This window comes from Chryseobacterium culicis (assembly GCF_002979755.1).
Taxonomy (GTDB): Bacteria; Bacteroidota; Bacteroidia; order Flavobacteriales; family Weeksellaceae; genus Chryseobacterium; species Chryseobacterium culicis_A.
Map to the genome: position 1 here is coordinate 318,860 of NZ_PCPP01000002.1, position 19,156 is coordinate 338,015.

Consider the following 19,156-nt stretch of genomic DNA (forward strand, 5'->3'; position numbering starts at 1 on the left):
TTAATGGCTCCATCAGATATCGCATTGCTCAAAACATGTACTCATTATTTTCTGCATCTTGTTTTTCCGGTCTTTATTGCATTGATTTTTTATCGTAAAAATTGGAACAAGGCATATTTCATTCTTCTGGCTACGATGCTGGTAGATCTGGACCACCTTTTTGCTCATCCCATTTTTGATCCTTCAAGAGGAAGTATCGGATTTCACTTTTTACATTCATATTATGCCATTGCGGTGTATTTTTTGCTGCTGTTCTTTAAAGGAAATATAAGGATTATAGCAATTGGGCTTCTGTTTCATATGTTTACAGATTATCAGGACTTTAACTTTTGGCCTCATTAAAATATTATTAATATTTTCTTTTGATATTGAAATTTCTATAGATTTTTTGTATTTTGTAGTCACTTTATGAGACCTAAAGAATTTTTACAATACACCTATATTTTTCCTATTCTGGCAGTAGGATACTACTTTTTCGGTTTGATGGGAAGTGGTGTTCTTTATGATATTCTTGCCGGTATTTTATTAATCGGAAGTGTTCTATCGGCAGTACACCATGCTGAAGTAGTTGCTCATAAAGTAGGGGAGCCTTTCGGAACAATTATCCTGGCTCTTTGTATCACCATTATTGAAGTTGCGCTTATCATCTCGCTGATGGTAGCCGGCGGAGATCAGGCGATCACGCTGGCCAGAGATACCGTTTTTGCTGCTGTAATGCTTATTCTTAACGGAATTCTGGGAATATGTATTTTAGTAGGTGGCGTTAAATATCATGAGCAGTTTTTTGCAAGAACCTCTGCAACGACTTATCTGGTAAGTATTGTTTCTATTCTGGTACTTACTCTGGTTCTGCCTAATTTTACTTCCAGTGTGAATGGGCCATTCTATAACGAAGCACAGCTTATTTTTATATCAATAGCATGTCTTGTTATCTACGGTGTCTTTCTGATGGTACAGACGGTAAGGCACAGAAGTTATTTTATCGTTCCTGACGAGCATCCGGAAGAACATTATATTCCTTCATTAACAAAGACTCTTGTAAGCTTTGGATTTTTGGTTGTTTGCCTTGTCATTGTTGTACTGATGGCAAAAGGACTTTCTGATACGATAGAAGGAATGGTACAAAGCCTAGGAGCTCCAAAATCTCTGGTAGGGGTAATTATTGCCGCTGTGGTTCTTCTTCCTGAAGGGGTAGCAGCAATTCGTGCCGCAAGAGCCAACCAAATACAGTCCAGTTTAAATCTGGCATTAGGATCTGCATTGGCAAGTATTGGTCTTACCATTCCTGCGGTTTCAGCAGTATGTATTATGTATGATATTCCACTGGTACTAGGCCTGGATAAAAAAGACATTATCCTGCTTTCTTTATCGGTATTTATCGTAATGCTTTCTTTGAGCCGTGGTAAGACAAATGTTTTGTACGGAACCGTTTTATTGGTAAATCTGGCAGCGTATATCTTTACGGTAATCGTTCCTTAAGAAGGCAAAATAAAATCTTAGATAAAATAAATCCCGGAAATTTATACCCGATATATCGCATCACGAACCCCGGATCCCGACCTCACTAAAGTCTTCTTGCCAATTCCATCTTGAATGCCATTAGCTTTGCAATGTTTTCGGATTTGTAGATGGCCATATCTGCATTTTCTCCTACGAAGTTTTCTTCAATAGTGGTACGCCAAAGCAACAGCCATTGGTCAAAGTGTTTCTGTTCCATAGCCTGTATCTCATTAATTGGGAAGTGTACACCCATCGGGTTTCCTTTATACGTCATCTGTCCAAAAAGGATAGATTCCCAGAAAGAATACATTTTAGGAAGGTGCTGATCCCAGTCTACTTTAGCAATATCATTAAAAAAGAAGCCTATAGTCTCATCTTTAACTACTTTGGCATAAAATGAGTTGACAAGATGTTCAATATCTTCTCGTGATTCAAGCTTTTTCATAGCCCAAATTTAGGGTAATTTGTGTAAAGGATTCCCATCGGTAAATTGATAAATTTCATATAAACAGTATTTTACAACTCATTCCACCAAAACATATAACCGGAAAATGAAAAATTAGGAAACATTAAAATTTGATTAATTCACAAAAAAACGCCTTGAAAGAATATGATTTTTGTAAATTTAATTATTAAACACTAAAAAATTATTAAAATGAATAAAAAAATCAATTCTGTTTTGATTCTTTTATTAGCATTTTCAGTATCATGTTCAAGGGATGAAGTGAGTTCTATGAATGATGATCCGGAAAAAATAAATTATGCTGATACAAAGAGTGCACATTTGACACAGGCAGAGATGCTTCAGAAAGGCTGGACAGTTGTAGATGAGTTTAAATTGCCAGGGAATAACAATCTGGGGGTAAACTATACTTCTACCCATGAAGAGCGTGAAATTCCTTTTAAACCTAATCACCTGAAAGATATGGGATATGATGTTAGTTTTTCCGGAGAAAGAACGAGATTGAAAAATGTTTTTGCCTACTCTGGCCAGGTTCCGGATGGAATTATATTTAATCCTGATCTTTCTGTAGACGGAGATGTTCGGAATACGGCTCCTAATCCTAATGTTTCCATTGTTTTAGGAACACCTGAGGTAAACATAAAAACAAACGGAGTAGATTTACCGGATAATTCCTACACCACGGAGGCTATCAATAATGGAGATAGAGAAAGTGAAATTACAGTAACCTATTCCTATAAAAAGGGATATTCTACTTCCTGGAAGCGCACTGTCTCAGGCTCATTTGAAGTGGCAGCATCCGTATCTGTTGATATTCCGTTAGTGGCAAAAGCTTCTGCCAGCACAAAAGTTGTTGTAGGAGGAGATACAACGGAAGGCACAGAAACCTCCGAAGAAATTACCGAGACCAGCAGCTATAAGACCATCGTGCCGGCTCATTCTAAAAAAAGTATTTCTATTCTGACGAAATTAAAAGGGTCTTCTGTTGAATACTTTGTACCAATGAAATTGACCGGAAGATTACAGGCCAACTTTCCTTCTCCGGTAGATGGACATTATTATTGGGCTTTTCCTATTGAAAACTTCCCTGATTTTCTTTCCAATGTACATGGAGAGTCGGGGGTTGTAAAATCTGTAAGCAATGTAAGTGTTACTGTTATGGAATCACCTGCGCAAAAGATATAAAAATACCTTTAAAGCATATTGTAAACAGCAGAAATTCAGAATTTCTGCTGTTTTTTTGAGTAGAAGTTCCATAAAGACCCATGGGAAAGTAATCTCTAATGATTCCTGAAAAGCATAGGTATCTTAATAGATTCTATTCTTAACTTTGCTTTTTAAATATCTATATGTTGAAGGGGAGAGCTGAGCAGTAACTGGCTTACTGTAGAATAAAATCATAATATAAGATCGTTAAAATGATTAAAAAATGACAGGAGGATTCAGAAAAAAGATCCGTCAGAAAAATGCGGAAAACAGTGGTTTCGGAACTAATGCATCCGGAAGGTTCATCAATAAAGACGGTCTCCCGAATGTTAAGAGAACAGGGGTAAATGTTTTCAACAGATTAAGCTGGTATCATACCATGCTGAATTTGTCTTCATTTCGCTTTATTTCTTATTTGGTTATCGCTTATATTCTCATTAATCTCGTATTTGCCATGATCTATTACCTGATTGGAGTAGAGCATCTTACGGGAATCGACAAGAGTGATCCGTTAAATGAGTTTATCGATGTGTTTTTCTTCAGTTCTCAGACTTTTACCACCGTTGGATATGGGCGAATAGCACCGGTAGGTTTTTTGGCAAGTCTTGTGGCTACTTTTGAAGCTTTTCTGGGATTGCTTACCTTTGCCATTGCAACGGGTCTTTTTTACGGAAGATTTTCAAGACCGCGGGCATATCTTAGATTTTCTGATATTGCAGTAATTGCACCTTTTCAGGAATCTTCAGCATTAATGTTCAGGCTTGCTCCTTACAAAAACAATGCATTGACGGATGCAGATGTTATTGTATCTGCGGCCATTGAGGTGATAGAAAACGGAATTGCCAAAAGTAACTTTTACAGGCTTAATACACAGATGAGTAAGATTAATACATTAGCGCTCAACTGGACTGTAGTTCATAAAATTGATGAAAACTCTCCGTTTTATGGTTTTTCCGAAGAGGATTTTGAAAACACAGATATTGAACTTATTGTACAGGTTCGTGCATTTGATGAAGTATTTTCAAATACCGTGGTTCAGAGGTCTTCATATACGACAGGAGAAATTATATATGGAGCGAAATTTGTCCCGATGTATTATCCTAACAAAGAAAATCTCTCAACAGTTTTGGATCTGGATAAAATCAATGAATATAAAAAAGAAAAACTTCCGGACTTAGTGGCAAATAAAGAATAAATGAATTTAGATTTTTATAAAAAACAGGCTATACAAAAGCAGAAAGAACACAAGAAATTTCTGGACGGATTAAAGAAAAAACCGCCCAAAAATCTTGATTATATAGTACAGGAAACGCATGATGAAGTTTTTGAGGAAATAGACTGCTTACAATGTGCCAATTGCTGCAAAACAACCGGTCCTCTTTATATCGAAAAGGATATTGAGAGAATTTCCAAACATCTCCGAATGAAGTCCGCAGATTTTGAAGCCAAGTTTTTAAGAGTAGACGAAGACAATGATAAAGTATTGCAAAATCTTCCCTGTTTTTTCCTGAATAGTGATAATACCTGTTCTATCTATGAGGTAAGACCGAAAGCCTGTCGGGAATACCCTCATACAGACCGTAAGAAGATCTATCAGATTAATAATTTGATGCTGAAAAATACAGTAATCTGCCCGGCTGCATTTGAATTCGTAGAAAAAATGATGAAGAATATAACGAAGTAGATTTAAAGGAGGGAAGCAGGAAGATGGGAACGGGAAGCTCTCGTCGCAAATAATAAAACTATTATTTCTTTAATTTTAAACTCAACTAAAACAACCTATTGAATTGTTATTTCCACCTTAAAACTTCCAGCCTCCAGCTTCAATCTTCCAGCCGAATTCACTAATGTCATTTTTGCAAATTCCTCTTAAATAATTATAAAGTACGTTAAATAAGATATATACACATAATTTTATAAATGATGCCTCGTTTAAGTTAAACAATCATTTAAATATTACATTATGAAAAAGTTATTTTTAACGGCAGCGTTTACATTAGTCGGAGTAATCGCAGTATCAGCACAATCAACACCACAAAAGCCAGCCGATACTTCTACTAATAATCCAGCGACAACTCAAACCCAACCGAATACACAGACTACAAGTCCTTCGGATCCAAAGACTCAACAGGAAAAATCGCCTGCAACTACTATGGAGACTGCTCCGGCAACTGATCCATCAGTAAGTACAACCCCTACGGATGCTACTAAGCCAGCCGATACTCCTAAAGAGGAAAAGAAAGACAAGAAAAAGAAAAAGTAAAAGCACTTTAGCAAACACTAGTCGGAATCCTGAAATCTTGTATTTCAGGATTTTTTTTGTTCAATTTCTGCCACTTTGAATAGGACTATTTTACGGACAAGATCCAGCGGAAGATTTTCATCCATAGGAAGTTGAACTGCCCCTTTGGAAAATTTATATTTTCTTTCCTCAAAATCTTTTTCAAAATTAGAAATCCCTTCAGCTCCGGGATAGAACCCAATATGCTTTTTGTACCCTGCAAAATAAACTAAAGGTTTTCCTTTATACCTGAAAGCCGGCATTTGATATCCTATGTATTCTTCCAGATCCGGAACTTGTAAATGAATTGCTTTTCTGAGCTCAAGCAGTTTTTCCTGTACTTCTATTGGGAACAGAAGAATGTATTCATCAATACTCTTAAAGGTGTTTATCATTACATAAAAATAAAAAAAGCGCGGCATATAGCCGCGCTTTCTCCTTTCACTTTTTACTTTTTTCCCATTATCCCGGGAACAGGCTATATCAAAAAAGGTCGGGACTTTTCCCAACCTTTGTTTTTTTTGTTACACAACTCCTTGAGCTAACATTGCTTCTGCTACTTTTACGAAGCCTGCAATATTGGCACCTTTTACGTAGTTTACATAACCGTCTTCGTCTTTTCCATAGTCTCTACAAGCTTTGTGAATACCAATCATGATTTCTTTTAATCTTGCATCAACTTCTTCAGAAGTCCAGTTAAGACGGATAGAGTTCTGAGTCATTTCTAATCCTGATGTAGCAACACCTCCAGCGTTGGAAGCCTTACCAGGAGAGAATAACACTTTATTGTCTAAGAAATAGTTGATGGCGTCTAGTGTAGAAGGCATGTTAGCCGCTTCAGTTACACAAACACATCCGTTTTCAACTAATTTTCTTGCGTCATCTAAATCTAATTCGTTTTGAGTTGCAGAAGGGAAGGCAACATCACACTTCACATCCCAAGGACGTTTTCCTGCATGGAACTCAGCAGATGGATATTTTTTAGCATAGTCTTCCGCTCTGTTGTTTCCTGAAGATCTAAGTTCTAATAAATAATCGATCTTTTCTCCGCTGATACCGTCTTTATCATAGATATATCCGTCAGGACCAGAGATGGTTACTACTTTAGCCCCTAGCTCAGTCGCTTTTTTGATAACTCCCCAAGCTACGTTTCCGAAACCTGATACTGTTACTATTTTATCCTGGAAATTCTGTCCGATAGTTTTAAGCATTTGCTCTGCGAAGTATACTACACCGTATCCTGTAGCTTCAGGACGGATTAATGAACCTCCGTAAGCAAGACCTTTTCCTGTAAGAACTCCTGTAAACTCGTTTCTGATTTTCTTGTACTGTCCGAATAAATATCCGATTTCTCTCGCTCCAACACCGATATCTCCCGCAGGTACGTCTGTTTCAGGACCGATGTGCTTGCATAATTCTGTCATGAAAGCCTGGCAGAAACGCATTACTTCCATATCAGATTTTCCTTGTGGATCGAAATCTGAACCTCCTTTACCACCTCCCATTGGAAGAGTTGTCAAAGAGTTTTTAAATACCTGTTCGAAAGCTAAGAATTTAAGAACGGATAAGTTTACTGTAGGATGGAAACGGATTCCTCCTTTGTATGGTCCAATAGCAGAGTTCATTTGAATTCTGAAACCTCTGTTAACCTGAATCTCTCCTTTATCATCAACCCATGGAACTCTGAAAATAATAATTCTTTCAGCTTCAGCCATTCTTTCAAGCAGCTTCATTCCGGTATATTCTTTTTTAGTAGCAATGAATGGAATTACGGTTACGGCAACTTCTTTTACAGCCTGTAAAAATTCCGGTTCGTTAGGATTTTTTGCTTCAATTTTTGCAATAAACTCTTGGATTTTCTGGTCAATATTATATTGTTCCATATATTAAGGTTGAATATTATTGTCAACAAATTTAATTTTTTTTTCAAGATTCACAACACTATATTTTAACATTGTTAAAAATTAAATAATAATGTTTCGTAATATTATTAAATTGATAATTTATGTTTAAAATTTATTAAAAATGAAATGTTATGTGTGAAATAATGCAGTATTAAGAAATCGTTAAATCTTAAATTGCGATAAATTGCCTCCCGGAAAATGATTTTACTTTCCCTAAAAGTTCCAATTCCAAAATTATTGGTAAGATTTTGTGAGTAGAGAGATCAATCTTCTGAGAAAGATCATCTAAAGAAATCTGTGGATAGTCTTTAATCGACTGATATATTAAATCCTGATTGTCAGTTAATTGTATGGTAATCTCGTGATGAGGAAATAACTCTTCCATTTTTTCTTTTGGATCATTAAATCCAAGTATATTAATAAGATCTTTGATCGTTGAAATTGCAGTTGCTTTATTATGGAAAATCAGCTGGTTACAGCCTTGGCTGCAAGGGTCTGTAATCTTTCCGGGCAGTGCAAAAACATCACGGTTGTAATCATTGGCAAATGCTGCTGTACTTACCGAGCCTCCTCCAAAACCGGTTTCTACTACAATCGTTGCCGGAGATAGTCCTGCCACAATTCGGTTTCTCTGGATGAAGTTTTCCCGGTCAGGTTTTCTGCCGGAGCTGAACTCTGTTATTAATGCGCCTCCTTCCTGCAAAATTTTCTCAGAAAGCTTTCTGTTTTTTGCGGGATATAAATGCTGGAAACCATGAGCAAGAACAGCTACAGTAGGTTTTTGGTGACGAATAGACTGCTCATGAACTTCTTTGTCGATACCCAGAGCCAGACCGCTTACGGATGTATATCCTGAAGATTGTGTGGCTTCGAAGAAATCCTGAATGAATTGCTTTCCATAAGATGTCATATTTCGGGTTCCTACAATGCTTACTTTTGGCTGGGTATCGTCCATACTTCCTTTTTGGTAAAGAATAGCGGGTGCATCATTACATTCATTAAGGAGGAAAGGTGTTTCTTTAAGATGTTTTAGCCTGATCCGGATATTATTTTTTTCGCAAAAATTTAATTCTTCTTCTGCGAATTTCAAATGAGATTTATTTCCAATGTCTGAAACTGTTCTTTGTCCTATTCCTTCCAGTTTTTTATACTCATTTCTGGCTCTTTTCCAGGCTTCCTGAGCACTGCCAAAAGTTCGGACCAGTTTATGAAAATGAATGTCGCCAATATGGCTGCATTCGCGGAGGGCGATTGCATAGAGATGTTCTTCGGAAATCATGTGTGTTTTTTTTCAAATGTAATGAAATAAGTGTTATCTTTTCCTTAATTCCTCCAAATGATCCCAGATATCATCTTTTTTCTTATAGGGAAGTTCCATAAAATCTTCCGGGTGATTTTCTTTGTATTCCTGCCACAATTTATCATCTTTTTCATTGTAATAATTGGGGAATTCCCATATAAATTTTTTCTTCTTTTCTCCAACATTTTTGAAGGCAAAAGCAATGATACTGCCTACTACAGCTCCGGAAAGATGGGCCTGCCATGAGATTTTACTCGGTTCCTGCATATTATAGAACAGTTCTTCGGGAAGCATTCCCCACACCAAACTGCCATAATACAGAACAACAAGCATTGAAATTGTGAGAAGTTTTGTATTCCACTTGAAGACACCGCTAAAGAAAAGGAAGAAGGCAAGCACATACACCACACCACTGGCTCCAATGGTACAGGTATACATATAATCACCAGTAAGAATGTCAATAGGAGGAAGCAACCATACCAAAAGTCCCGTTGCCAGCCATCCGATAATAAAAACCTTGTTGGCAACCAAAGGATAAAACTGATAAAGTAAAAACATAAGTGCTGCAATAGGGATAGAATTTCCTATGATATGATCTATATTTCCATGTAAAAGAGGAGAGGTTACCACCCCAAGCAAACCTTCAGGCAGCAATGGGATAATGGCTCCAAAACAGCTTTGGAAAAAGCCCTGCGTTTGTAAAAAGTACCCGAACCACATCGCAGATAGCATCAGCAACGGGTATATAATCGCTCTTTTGGAAATTACATTTTTGAACATGTGGATTTTACGTCAAATCAAAAGCCAATGATAAATTTCGGAAAATTTGGCGATGAATCAATTCTTACTCACCTGATTTTAAGACAAAAGGTATCAAATTTTATTTTCAAACTTATTATTTTGGCATTGATTTTATAGAAATATCTTATTGTGATTGATTCAGCTTTGAGGAAATTCGATTCTTTACAGCTGAATTTACCCTGAAAAAAAATTATATTAATACTTTTGTAGGGAAAATTATTTAGAGTAATGAAGAAGTTTTTATTGATTCTTTCCTGTTTTATAGGAATATATGCAAGTGCACAAGAAGAATTGAAAAAAGATTCCGTAGTAGTAGACACCGTGAAATACTGGTCAGTATTAGGGAAAAATACCTTAATGATCAACCAGGCAGCCTTTTCAAACTGGGTAGGAGGTGGAGCCAACAACGTAGGATGGCTTGCCGGAATCAATTACAATGTGACCTATGAAAAAGACAAAGACCTTTGGGAAAACATTATTATACTGGGCTATGGGCAGAATGATACGAAAGGATTAGGAATAAGAAAGACACAGGATGTGATCAATATTTCTACCAATTACGGGCGAAAATTTTCGAAAAGCTGGTATTTCTCTTTAGGAGCAGGTTTGCAGTCACAGTTTGCGGCAGGATATGAAGATGGGAATAACCCTGAGGCAAAGAAAATCTCAAATTTTATGGCACCAGGTTACCTGAACGTCGGGATGGGTATCACCTACAGACCTAATGATAACCTTACGGTAACTCTACGTCCTACCAACGCCAGATGGACTTTTGTCTCAGATAAAGATCTTCAGGTAGCAGGAAGTTATGGTCTTAAAAGTGACGGAGATACTTCTTTATTGCAGTTCGGTTTTCTGGGGACAGCCATGTACAAGCTAAAAATAATGGAAGATATTTACTTAACCAATACAGCATCAGTCTTCTCGAATTACCTTGACCGTCCGGACAGATTGGTTCTGGCATATGGAGCTTTACTGAACCTGAAAGTAAACAAATATATTTCATCCAATGTGACAGTAGATTTACTTTACGATCATAATCAGATAGAAAAAACACAGCTGAAGCAAACTCTTGGAATCGGGTTCGCCTACACTTTGGAGAATGGGGTAAAACGTTCCGACCGCAAAGACAGTCAGTGGTGGATTAAAAAATAAAAAATAATATCATATTTCAATAAAAAGCACTTCCGAAATGAGGTGTTTTTTTGTTTTTAAAATACTGTAATTTTAAGTTGATTTAAGTTTGCGGGTTGCTGGAGTGTTGTTTAATGTGATGATTTTCATAGTATTACTGCGTTGTTTTTAATGATGTTAAATTCATTTTAAAGTGAATTTTATTAAGGCGTAGATTATTATTTATACATTTGTAGTAAATCGTCATTATGAAAAAACTTTTATTGATCAGTTCTATCACTTTTGGGGCTGTAGCATTGGCTCAGGAGACTAAAACGGAGGCTCCGGCAGCAGATACTGTTAAAGCCTGGTCTATTCAGGGACAAAATACATTAATGCTTAATCAGGCTGCCTTTTCCAACTGGGTAGGTGGTGGAGCCAACAACGTAGGATGGCTTGCCGGAGTGAATTATAACCTGACTTATGAAAAAGGAAAAAATCTTTGGGAAAACATTGTTATTCTGGGTTATGGGCAAAACAATACGCAGGGAACAGGAGTAAGAAAAACGCAGGATGTTATTAACCTTTCTACAAACTATGGTAGAGAATTTGCCAAGCATTGGTATTTGTCTGCAGGTGCAGGTTTACAAACTCAGTTTGCTCCGGGATATGAAGACGGAAACAATCCCGATGCTAAGAAGATTTCCAATTTTATGGCTCCCGGATATCTGAGTGTAGGAGCAGGGGTTACTTACCGTCCCAATGATAATTTTACGGTGACTTTACGTCCGGCAAATGCAAGATGGACTTTTGTATTAGATAAGGATCTTCAGAAAGCAGGAACGTATGGTCTTAAAAATGACGGTGATTCTTCTCTTTTCCAATTCGGTTTCTTAGGAACAGCTATGTATAAGCTGAAAATTATGGAGAACATCAGCCTGTTAAATACAGCGTCTGTATTTTCCAACTATCTTGACCATCCGGACAGACTAGTTTTGGGATATAGCGGTGTTTTAAGCATGAAAATCAATAAATATATTTCTACGAATGTTACTCTTGATCTATTGTATGACCATAATCAGATATGGAAAACACAGTTGAAACAGACATTAGGCGTAGGTTTGGCTTACAATTTTGATAATGGTAAGAAACGTTCGGAAAATAAGGATAACCAAAGCTGGCTGAAAAAATAAGACAGACATATAATCTGCAGTACAATAAAAAAGCACTTCAAAATGAAGTGCTTTTGTTTATCAATATATATAAGTCTTAGAATTCTATATCAACTCCTAATTTCTCAGCCAATAACTTTGAAATTTTTTCTTTTAGAGGTTCTATATCAATGTTTTGCATTGCATCATTAGCAAAAGCATATAAAAGTAATGCCTGTGCTTCTTTTTTAGAAATTCCTCTCGCTCTCAGGTAGAATAAAGCATCTTCATTCAACTGACCTACTGTACATCCGTGAGAACATTTTACATCATCAGCAAAGATCTCTAACTGAGGTTTAGTATCGATACTTGCACCTTCACTTAGCAATACGTTGTTGTTTTGCTGATAAGCGTTTGTTTTCTGAGCTATTTTGTCAACAAAAACTTTTCCATTGAAAACTCCGTGGGCATTGCCATCAAAGATTCCTTTATAATTCTGGTAGCTTTCACAGTTCGGGAAGTTATGGTGAACCGCTGTATGGTGGTCTACTAACTGATCTTTTCCGATAATTGTGATTCCGTTCATGAATGAATTGATATTAGATCCATTATGAATAAAATCAAGGTTGTTTCTTACCAGCTTACCTCCGAAAGAGAATGTATTTACAGTGGTTAAGCTGTCTTTCTCCTGTCTTGCGAAAGTATTGTCGATAAAATAGGTTGTATTATTATCATTTTGAAGTTTGTGCCAGTCTGCTTTTGCATTAGGATAGGTAAAGATCTCCGTTACAGAGTTAGTCAATACATACGTGCTGTCAAAATTATGGTGGCTTTCAATCACTTCTACTTTTGCTCCTTCTTCTACAATCAAAAGGTTTCTTGTATTGTAGAATGTGTTCTCCTCCTGATTCTGAGAAATATAAAAAACATGGATTGGTTTTTCAATCACTACATTCTTAGGAACCTTAAGGAAGAAACCATATTTGCAGTAAGCAAGGTTTAAGTTGGTAAACGCTTGTTCCTTAGAAGCAATGGTATTGAAATATTTTTCAAAAACCTCTTTGTGCTTCTCATCATTCAATGCATAATTGAATGAAAGAAATTCTACATTTTCAATAGAAACTTTTGAAAGTTCCTTGTGAAGCTTACCGTTTACAAAAACAATCCAATCAAAATTTTCCTCTCCAAGGTGCAGTTCATCAAACTGCTCTTTAGTGATATTGTGGCTCTCTTTCGGGAAGAAGTTGTAGCTTTTTTCCGTGATTTCCTTTAGATTGGTATATTTATATTCTTCGTCTTTTTTTGTCGGAAAACCAAGATTTGCAAATTTCTGAAGAGCCTCTTTTCTTTCATCATCCAGAAATCTGTGACGAAGACTCTCCAAAAATTCATTATGGTTCTCTATAATCTGTTCTTTTAATGCCATTACTGGTATATCTGTGGTTTGCACCATTTTTTCTTTTTTTTTGAACTAAAATATTGCTATTCCGAGGAACAGGGAATCCAATTTTTAATAATAGAGATTCTTTATTTTACTACGTTTCAAGAATGATTGTGAAAATTTTAATCTCTGAAATAATACATTTTCTTCTTAGTTAAGAAGCCAGTCGTAACCCTTTTCTTCAAGTTCTAATGCTAAAGATTTATCACCGGTTTTGATGATTTTTCCATCTGCTAAAACGTGAACGAAGTCAGGCTGAATATAGTTAAGCAATCTCTGATAGTGCGTAATCAAAAGAACTGCATTTCCTTCATTTTTAAAGTGGTTTACTCCATCTGCCACGATTCTCAAAGCATCAATATCCAATCCTGAATCTGTTTCATCCAGAATAGCCAATTTAGGATTAAGCATCATCATCTGGAAGATCTCATTTCTTTTCTTTTCACCTCCTGAGAATCCCTCGTTTAATGATCTTGAAAGGAAATCTTTTTTGATCCCTAGTTTTTCAGACTTCTCGCGGATTAATGCAAGCATTTCTTTTGCCGGCATTTCTTCCAGTCCGTTTGCTTTTCTTGTTTCATTTAAAGCAGCTTTGATAAAGTTCGTTACAGAAACTCCCGGAATTTCCACTGGATACTGGAAAGAAAGGAAGATTCCTTTGTGAGCTCTATCTTCAGGAGCGTCTTCGCTGATGTCTTCTCCCTGGAAAAGGATCTCTCCACCAGTTACTTCGTAATCTTCTTTTCCTGCGATTACAGAAGAAAGGGTAGACTTACCAGCTCCGTTCGGGCCCATAATAGCGTGAACTTCGCCTGGCTTTATCTCAAGATTAATACCTTTTAATATTTCTGCGCCATCTTCAATTTTGGCGTGAAGGTCTTTAATTTGTAACATTCTTGCTAACTTTTTCTTTTTATAATTGTGTGAGCTTCTCTTCTGTGAATACACATTTTCTTTATATTGAATATTTCCTCAATAGACGGATAGAAGCTTTCTATATTTTATGTTTTGTAATAATCTTCACTGAAGATTACAACTTATATTCCCGAATAACGGTTTTAATCTGATAAAAACACTGAAAACCTTGCCATTAATCAGTGGATTTTATCTGATAGATTCTTTTTGAAGGATTATCCCACAGAACCTTCTAATGAAATTTCCAGTAATTTCTGAGCTTCAATAGCAAATTCCATCGGAAGTTTATTTAAAACTTCTTTACTGAAACCATTGACGATCAAAGCAATGGCTCTTTCAGTATCAATACCTCTCTGGTTACAATAGAAAATCTGGTCTTCCCCAATTTTTGAAGTCGTTGCTTCATGCTCTAACTGAGCCGTTGGATCCTTGATTTCGATATAAGGGAAAGTATGAGCCCCACATTCATTACCCATCAATAAAGAGTCACACTGAGAGAAGTTTCTTGCTCCTTTAGCAGAAGGCATTACTTTCACCTGTCCTCTGTATGAGTTTTGAGATTTTCCGGCAGAAATACCTTTAGAAATAATCGTTGATTTGGTATTCTTTCCAATGTGGATCATTTTTGTTCCTGTATCTGCATACTGGTGGTTATTGGTTACCGCAATAGAGTAGAATTCTCCGATAGAGTTGTCTCCTTTAAGGATACAAGACGGATATTTCCATGTTACTGCAGAACCTGTTTCTACCTGAGTCCATGAGATTTTTGCATTTCTTTCGCAAAGTCCTCTTTTCGTTACAAAGTTGAATACACCTCCTTTTCCTTCTTCATTACCAGGATACCAGTTCTGTACCGTTGAATATTTAATCTCAGCATTGTCTAAAGCGATAAGCTCTACAACCGCTGCGTGAAGCTGGTTTTCATCTCTAGAGGGTGCTGTACAACCTTCAAGATAAGAAACATAACTTCCTTCATCCGCTACAAGAAGTGTTCTTTCAAACTGTCCTGTTCCTGCCTGGTTGATACGGAAATAAGTGGAAAGCTCCATTGGGCATTTTACGCCTTTTGGAATATAACAGAAACTTCCGTCAGAGAATACTGCGGAATTCAGAGCTGCATAAAAGTTATCTCCTCTTGGAACTACTTTTCCAAGATATTTTCTTACTAGATCAGGATGGTTTTTAATAGCCTCAGAGATGGAACAGAAAATAATTCCTTTTTCTGCCAATGTATCCTGGAAAGTGGTTTTCACAGAAACTGAGTCCATTACGATATCTACGGCAACTCCAGAAAGTCTTTTTTGCTCTTCGATATTGATTCCTAATTTGGCAAAAGTTGCTAATAATTCAGGATCTACCTCGTCAAGACTTGCCAGTTCAGGCTTTACTTTAGGAGCAGCATAGTAACGGATTGCTTGAAAATCTGGTTTTTCATACTTGATATTAGCCCAGTTAGGCTCTACCATTTTCTGCCAGATTTTGAAAGATTCCAAACGCCATTCAGTCATCCATTCCGGCTCTTCTTTTTTAGCAGAGATGGCACGAACGATGTCCTCATTTAAACCGATCGGGAAATCTTCATAATCAATTTTCGTTTCCCAACCGAATTCATATTTTTTATTTTCTAGATCGACTCTTAAATCGTCTTCTGTATATTTACTCATTATAATTTTTTAGATTTCAGATGTTAGATTTCAGAATTCAGAGTGGCTCTGAGGTCTGAAATCTAGGATCTAATGTCTTTTCTCTAAAGACTAAATGATTCCCCGCACCCACATGTTCTGGATGCATTCGGGTTGTTAAAAACAAACCCTTTTCCGTTCAATCCTCCTGAATACTCAAGAGTTGTTCCCGCTAAATAAAGGATGGATTTTTTATCTATAATAATTTTGATGTTATTATCTTCAAAAATCTGATCTGTGTCTGTTTTTTGGTTATCAAACTTTAAAACATACTCTAAACCAGAGCATCCGCCGCTTTTCACCCCTACTCTTATATAATCTTCAGCAGGGTTAAAACCATCTTCCGTCATTAACTGGATGGCTTTCTCCTTTGCATAGTCTGATACTTTTATCATTGTATTTATTTAGAATGATTTAATGATGCAAAAATACGAACTAATTTCCGCAATCTCAAATCGAAGATATCTATTTTAATGATTCTGATATTAATAGCGATCTTCAAGGCAACTATTTATGTTAAAAATAGATAAATTTCTTCTCATCATGTGAAGATTTCATTCGGGATTTTAACCTTGAATCGTATTTTCGATCTATAAAGAAAATAGGTAATGAAACAAAAAGTAGCCGCTTTTTTTGTATTGTTTTTCACGATAGTATCTTATGGTCAGACTACAAGATTTGTTTATGAAACGCTTGTAAATCCGGATTCCATCAATCTGGTGAGTATGAAAAGTGAAAGAACTTTTCTGGATATTAAAGGAGATCATTCTTTATTTATCAGCGAAAATAAATTGAAAAGAGATTCTCTTTTTACTGCTGTCAGATCAGAAATGAAAGAAAATCATAAAAAAGAGGAAAAAGATTTTTCAAAAATAGAAGGAAAGAAAAATTTTGAACCTACTTTTTTTGAATATTTTATTACTAAGACTATTCCCGACCAAAAAGTGTATTATTATGAAAAGGCAGCCGGAAGACAAATTTATTATCAGGAAGACAGACCTGTAAAGTGGGACGTAACAAATATTGTTGAAAAACAGAATGGATATTCTGCTCAAAAAGCAGTTGCTGAGTTTGGAGGAAGAGTCTGGACGGCATGGTTTACCAAAGAGATTCCTTTCTCTGACGGGCCTTATAAATTCTCCGGATTACCCGGACTGATTGTAAAACTGGAAGATGATAAAGGAGATTATAAATTTGACCTTGTTAAAAAGATTACCGTTAAGAATGCTTTCGAAGAACAGGTAAGCTCCGATGCTAAACAAAGTACGAGAGTCAACTTCCATGGTGATAAAGCTGCTCTGGAACTGGAGTTGGGTAAAAACAGAAAAGATATGGCAGGGAATAGTGGAGATGGAAATATGAATTTCGGAGGGGGAAGACATGGCGGCGGAATGGGCGGCGGTGGTATGAATGGAGGAGGAATGAGAGGAGGCCATGGCGGTGGCGGAATGCACAGAGGCGGAATGGGAGGCGATAATCAAGGAGGTCCGATATCACAAAGTCCATCTGCAGGAATTTCTTCTACAACTACAGTCCAGAACCCCATTGAATTAAAATAAATAAAAATATAAATGAAAAAATTAGGTATCATCGCATTAGCGCTCTTCATACAGAATGTTTCTGCACAGACAAACAGGTTTGTGTATCAGGTGACTATGAAGCCTGATGCCGAAAATAAAACAGATATCAAGACGGAAAACGCGTATCTGGATATTTCTCCGGAAAAATCAGTGTTTTATTCTGAAAACAGGATTAAAAGAGATTCCATCATGCAAAAAGCATTTCAAGGTGGAGGCGGAAGAGGAAGTATCAACAGAGATCAGATGGAAGGTTTGAGAACGAATATCAACTACTCTGTAGAAAAGGATAAGACGAACCAAAAGACGTATTTTAAAGACAGAATAGGACGTGATCTCTATTCTTATGAAGAAGACAGGCCACTGAACTGGAAAATTGAATCGGAAACAAGAAAAATAGGCGAATACAAGGTTCAGAAGGCTGAAACGGATTTTGGAGGGAGAAAATGGACAGCATGGTTTACAACAGATCTTCCTTATCAGGATGGACCTTATAAATTCGGAGGACTTCCTGGACTGATTGTAAAAGTTGAAGATGATAAAGGCGATTACTCTTTTGATTTAATGAAGAATTATAAAATTGCTGAGTTTCCTACTTTGAACCAGTTTGGTAATACATTAAAAGTGAAAAGAGGAGATTATTTAAAACAGCAGCAAAAGTTTAAAACCGACCCCATGTCATTCATGAATCAAAGTGGTGGAGGTATTACTGCTCCAATGAGAATAGGTGGTGGAAGAGGTCCTGGAGGCGGTGGAAACCAGAATCCTGCTGATATGAGAAAGAGAATGGAAGAAAGGGTGAAGGAAGAAGCGAAGAAAAATTCTAACCCTATCGAATTGCAATAAATAAAAAATGCGGTCTTATCGTGAGACCGCATTTTTTTATATCATCTTTTTGATGAAATTATTTTAATAGCTGGTTGAAAGTATCACCCTGTCTGATATCTCCGGTGTTGTAACCTTTCATAAACCATTCTTTACGCTGAGCAGAAGATCCGTGAGTGAAGCTTTCCTGATTCACATATCCCTGTGCTCTTTTCTGGATGTTATCATCTCCAACAGCTTCTGCAGCATCTATCGCGGATTCAATGTCTCCGGGCTCCAAAATATGTTTGCTGTCATTGGTTCTTTTAGCCCAGACTCCGGCATAAAAATCAGCCTGTAGCTCTGTAGCAACAGACACTCTGTTCATTTGCTCTTCAGAATATCTTCCGCTTCTTCTTAATTGATCTACTTTTTGGGTCGTTCCTAAAAGAGTCTGCACATGGTGTCCCACTTCGTGAGCAAGCACATAGGCTACTGTAAATTCTGTTACTTTAGCCCCAAACTTTTGCTGAAGTTCACCAAAAAAGCTCATATCCATATAGACTTTCTGATCAGCAGGGCAGTAGAAAGGTCCCATGGCAGATTGAGCAGTACCACATGCTGAAGAAGTTGTATTCTCAAAAAGAACCACCTGAGGAGCACTATAAGTCATTCCGTTTTCCTTAAAAATCTGATCCCAGGTAAGAATATTCCATTTGGCCATCATATCCACCATTTCTCCGATTTGTTTTTCACTGGCTGTAAGCTCTCTTTGTTCTCCGGAATTTCCTGAAGATTGCATACTGCCGGAATTTAAAATACCGGACGGGTCGCCTCCCAAAAAGAACACGATGGCTGCTATAATTAATGTTCCGAGTCCTCCTCCTACAATCATTCCGCCACCACCGCCTCCTGAACCACGGCGGTCATCAACGTTTCCGCCTCTGTCGTCTGTCCATTTCATACTAATAAATTTATGGGTTAATTTAAATATTTTACGCCAAATTATAAGCGAAAA

General features: G+C 36.8%; 20 protein-coding genes. 10 read left to right on the forward strand and 10 right to left on the reverse strand.

Annotated elements, in window-relative coordinates; translation table 11 throughout:
- Positions 1–3 precede the first annotated feature (3 nt).
- A complete protein-coding gene (locus CQ022_RS14555; RefSeq protein ID WP_105683071.1) occupies positions 4–342 on the forward strand; it encodes a DUF6122 family protein in 339 nt (112 codons plus the stop codon).
- Positions 343–408: 66 nt separating this feature from the next.
- A complete protein-coding gene (locus CQ022_RS14560; RefSeq protein WP_105683072.1) occupies positions 409–1,479 on the forward strand; it encodes a calcium:proton antiporter in 1,071 nt (356 codons plus the stop codon).
- Positions 1,480–1,564: 85 nt separating this feature from the next.
- Here the strand turns inward: CQ022_RS14560 and CQ022_RS14565 are convergent, their stop codons facing one another.
- Positions 1,565–1,945: a group III truncated hemoglobin gene (locus CQ022_RS14565; RefSeq protein WP_105683073.1), complete on the reverse strand. Its 381-nt coding sequence runs from the start codon at positions 1,943–1,945 to the stop codon at positions 1,565–1,567.
- Between the two features lie 210 nt (positions 1,946–2,155).
- Here CQ022_RS14565 and CQ022_RS14570 point away from each other — a divergent pair, with 210 nt between their 5' ends.
- The 4 genes from CQ022_RS14570 (at position 2,156) to CQ022_RS14585 (ending at position 5,432) form a co-directional block, all read left to right on the forward strand.
- The gene (locus CQ022_RS14570) at positions 2,156–3,148 is read left to right on the forward strand and encodes a hypothetical protein (protein ID WP_105683074.1); all 993 of its coding nucleotides are present in this window, start codon (positions 2,156–2,158) and stop codon (positions 3,146–3,148) included.
- A gap of 244 nt (positions 3,149–3,392) precedes the next feature.
- Positions 3,393–4,364, forward strand: coding sequence for an ion channel (locus tag CQ022_RS14575; RefSeq protein ID WP_105683075.1), 972 nt, complete (start codon positions 3,393–3,395; stop codon positions 4,362–4,364).
- Positions 4,365–4,853: a YkgJ family cysteine cluster protein gene (locus CQ022_RS14580; RefSeq protein ID WP_105683076.1), complete on the forward strand. Its 489-nt coding sequence runs from the start codon at positions 4,365–4,367 to the stop codon at positions 4,851–4,853.
- Between the two features lie 279 nt (positions 4,854–5,132).
- Complete coding sequence (locus tag CQ022_RS14585) at positions 5,133–5,432, forward strand: hypothetical protein (protein ID WP_105683077.1); 300 nt, start codon at positions 5,133–5,135, stop codon at positions 5,430–5,432.
- 44 nt (positions 5,433–5,476) lie between these two features.
- Here CQ022_RS14585 and CQ022_RS14590 read toward each other — a convergent pair whose 3' ends face one another.
- The 4 genes from CQ022_RS14590 to CQ022_RS14605 all read right to left on the reverse strand — a co-directional run bounded on the left by CQ022_RS14590 (position 5,477) and on the right by CQ022_RS14605 (position 9,434).
- The gene (locus tag CQ022_RS14590) at positions 5,477–5,845 is read right to left on the reverse strand and encodes an iron chaperone (RefSeq protein ID WP_105683078.1); all 369 of its coding nucleotides are present in this window, start codon (positions 5,843–5,845) and stop codon (positions 5,477–5,479) included.
- Positions 5,846–5,974: 129 nt separating this feature from the next.
- Positions 5,975–7,333 carry an NADP-specific glutamate dehydrogenase gene (gdhA, locus tag CQ022_RS14595; RefSeq protein WP_079243812.1) on the reverse strand — a complete coding sequence of 453 codons (1,359 nt, stop codon included), beginning with the start codon at positions 7,331–7,333 and terminating at the stop codon, positions 5,975–5,977.
- A gap of 190 nt (positions 7,334–7,523) precedes the next feature.
- Positions 7,524–8,633: a DNA-processing protein DprA gene (gene dprA, locus CQ022_RS14600; RefSeq protein WP_105683079.1), complete on the reverse strand. Its 1,110-nt coding sequence runs from the start codon at positions 8,631–8,633 to the stop codon at positions 7,524–7,526.
- Between the two features lie 33 nt (positions 8,634–8,666).
- Positions 8,667–9,434, reverse strand: a complete 768-nt coding sequence (locus CQ022_RS14605; protein WP_105683080.1) for a rhomboid family intramembrane serine protease — start codon at positions 9,432–9,434, stop codon at positions 8,667–8,669.
- Between the two features lie 249 nt (positions 9,435–9,683).
- Here CQ022_RS14605 and CQ022_RS14610 point away from each other — a divergent pair, with 249 nt between their 5' ends.
- On the forward strand, positions 9,684–10,610 hold the full coding sequence (locus CQ022_RS14610) for a DUF3078 domain-containing protein (protein WP_105683081.1): 927 nt from the start codon (positions 9,684–9,686) through the stop codon (positions 10,608–10,610).
- 227 nt (positions 10,611–10,837) lie between these two features.
- The gene (locus CQ022_RS14615) at positions 10,838–11,761 is read left to right on the forward strand and encodes a DUF3078 domain-containing protein (protein WP_105683082.1); all 924 of its coding nucleotides are present in this window, start codon (positions 10,838–10,840) and stop codon (positions 11,759–11,761) included.
- Positions 11,762–11,837: 76 nt separating this feature from the next.
- Here the strand turns inward: CQ022_RS14615 and sufD are convergent, their stop codons facing one another.
- The 4 genes from sufD to CQ022_RS14635 all read right to left on the reverse strand — a co-directional run bounded on the left by sufD (position 11,838) and on the right by CQ022_RS14635 (position 16,152).
- The gene (gene sufD / locus CQ022_RS14620; RefSeq protein ID WP_105683407.1) at positions 11,838–13,145 is read right to left on the reverse strand and encodes a Fe-S cluster assembly protein SufD; all 1,308 of its coding nucleotides are present in this window, start codon (positions 13,143–13,145) and stop codon (positions 11,838–11,840) included.
- A 165-nt stretch (positions 13,146–13,310) separates the two neighbouring features.
- Positions 13,311–14,054 carry a Fe-S cluster assembly ATPase SufC gene (gene sufC, locus CQ022_RS14625; protein ID WP_105683083.1) on the reverse strand — a complete coding sequence of 248 codons (744 nt, stop codon included), beginning with the start codon at positions 14,052–14,054 and terminating at the stop codon, positions 13,311–13,313.
- Positions 14,055–14,290: 236 nt separating this feature from the next.
- The gene (sufB, locus tag CQ022_RS14630; RefSeq protein ID WP_105683084.1) at positions 14,291–15,739 is read right to left on the reverse strand and encodes a Fe-S cluster assembly protein SufB; all 1,449 of its coding nucleotides are present in this window, start codon (positions 15,737–15,739) and stop codon (positions 14,291–14,293) included.
- An 83-nt stretch (positions 15,740–15,822) separates the two neighbouring features.
- Positions 15,823–16,152: a HesB/IscA family protein gene (locus tag CQ022_RS14635; RefSeq protein WP_027372006.1), complete on the reverse strand. Its 330-nt coding sequence runs from the start codon at positions 16,150–16,152 to the stop codon at positions 15,823–15,825.
- A 213-nt stretch (positions 16,153–16,365) separates the two neighbouring features.
- Here CQ022_RS14635 and CQ022_RS14640 point away from each other — a divergent pair, with 213 nt between their 5' ends.
- Both CQ022_RS14640 and CQ022_RS14645 read left to right on the forward strand, forming a co-directional pair.
- Complete coding sequence (locus CQ022_RS14640) at positions 16,366–17,316, forward strand: GLPGLI family protein (protein ID WP_105683085.1); 951 nt, start codon at positions 16,366–16,368, stop codon at positions 17,314–17,316.
- 12 nt (positions 17,317–17,328) lie between these two features.
- On the forward strand, positions 17,329–18,180 hold the full coding sequence (locus tag CQ022_RS14645) for a GLPGLI family protein (protein WP_105683086.1): 852 nt from the start codon (positions 17,329–17,331) through the stop codon (positions 18,178–18,180).
- A gap of 58 nt (positions 18,181–18,238) precedes the next feature.
- On the opposite strand, the gene CQ022_RS14650 is transcribed toward CQ022_RS14645, so the two are convergent.
- Complete coding sequence (locus CQ022_RS14650; protein ID WP_105683087.1) at positions 18,239–19,102, reverse strand: neutral zinc metallopeptidase; 864 nt, start codon at positions 19,100–19,102, stop codon at positions 18,239–18,241.
- Between the last annotated feature and the right edge of the window lie 54 nt (positions 19,103–19,156).

Coding starts and splice junctions, on each gene's coding strand:
- dprA (WP_105683079.1), bottom strand. CDS start 8,633: ATGATTTCCGAAGAACATCTCTATGCAATCGCCCTCCGCGAATGCAGC.
- CQ022_RS14605 (WP_105683080.1), bottom strand. CDS start 9,434: ATGTTCAAAAATGTAATTTCCAAAAGAGCGATTATATACCCGTTGCTG.
- CQ022_RS14645 (WP_105683086.1), top strand. CDS start 17,329: ATGAAAAAATTAGGTATCATCGCATTAGCGCTCTTCATACAGAATGTT.
- CQ022_RS14615 (WP_105683082.1), top strand. CDS start 10,838: ATGAAAAAACTTTTATTGATCAGTTCTATCACTTTTGGGGCTGTAGCA.
- CQ022_RS14555 (WP_105683071.1), top strand. CDS start 4: ATGGCTCCATCAGATATCGCATTGCTCAAAACATGTACTCATTATTTT.
- CQ022_RS14590 (WP_105683078.1), bottom strand. CDS start 5,845: ATGATAAACACCTTTAAGAGTATTGATGAATACATTCTTCTGTTCCCA.
- CQ022_RS14570 (WP_105683074.1), top strand. CDS start 2,156: ATGAATAAAAAAATCAATTCTGTTTTGATTCTTTTATTAGCATTTTCA.
- CQ022_RS14565 (WP_105683073.1), bottom strand. CDS start 1,945: ATGAAAAAGCTTGAATCACGAGAAGATATTGAACATCTTGTCAACTCA.
- sufD (WP_105683407.1), bottom strand. CDS start 13,145: ATGGCATTAAAAGAACAGATTATAGAGAACCATAATGAATTTTTGGAG.
- CQ022_RS14580 (WP_105683076.1), top strand. CDS start 4,365: ATGAATTTAGATTTTTATAAAAAACAGGCTATACAAAAGCAGAAAGAA.
- sufB (WP_105683084.1), bottom strand. CDS start 15,739: ATGAGTAAATATACAGAAGACGATTTAAGAGTCGATCTAGAAAATAAA.
- CQ022_RS14650 (WP_105683087.1), bottom strand. CDS start 19,102: ATGAAATGGACAGACGACAGAGGCGGAAACGTTGATGACCGCCGTGGT.
- CQ022_RS14610 (WP_105683081.1), top strand. CDS start 9,684: ATGAAGAAGTTTTTATTGATTCTTTCCTGTTTTATAGGAATATATGCA.
- CQ022_RS14575 (WP_105683075.1), top strand. CDS start 3,393: ATGACAGGAGGATTCAGAAAAAAGATCCGTCAGAAAAATGCGGAAAAC.
- sufC (WP_105683083.1), bottom strand. CDS start 14,054: ATGTTACAAATTAAAGACCTTCACGCCAAAATTGAAGATGGCGCAGAA.
- CQ022_RS14635 (WP_027372006.1), bottom strand. CDS start 16,152: ATGATAAAAGTATCAGACTATGCAAAGGAGAAAGCCATCCAGTTAATG.
- CQ022_RS14560 (WP_105683072.1), top strand. CDS start 409: ATGAGACCTAAAGAATTTTTACAATACACCTATATTTTTCCTATTCTG.
- CQ022_RS14640 (WP_105683085.1), top strand. CDS start 16,366: ATGAAACAAAAAGTAGCCGCTTTTTTTGTATTGTTTTTCACGATAGTA.
- gdhA (WP_079243812.1), bottom strand. CDS start 7,333: ATGGAACAATATAATATTGACCAGAAAATCCAAGAGTTTATTGCAAAA.
- CQ022_RS14585 (WP_105683077.1), top strand. CDS start 5,133: ATGAAAAAGTTATTTTTAACGGCAGCGTTTACATTAGTCGGAGTAATC.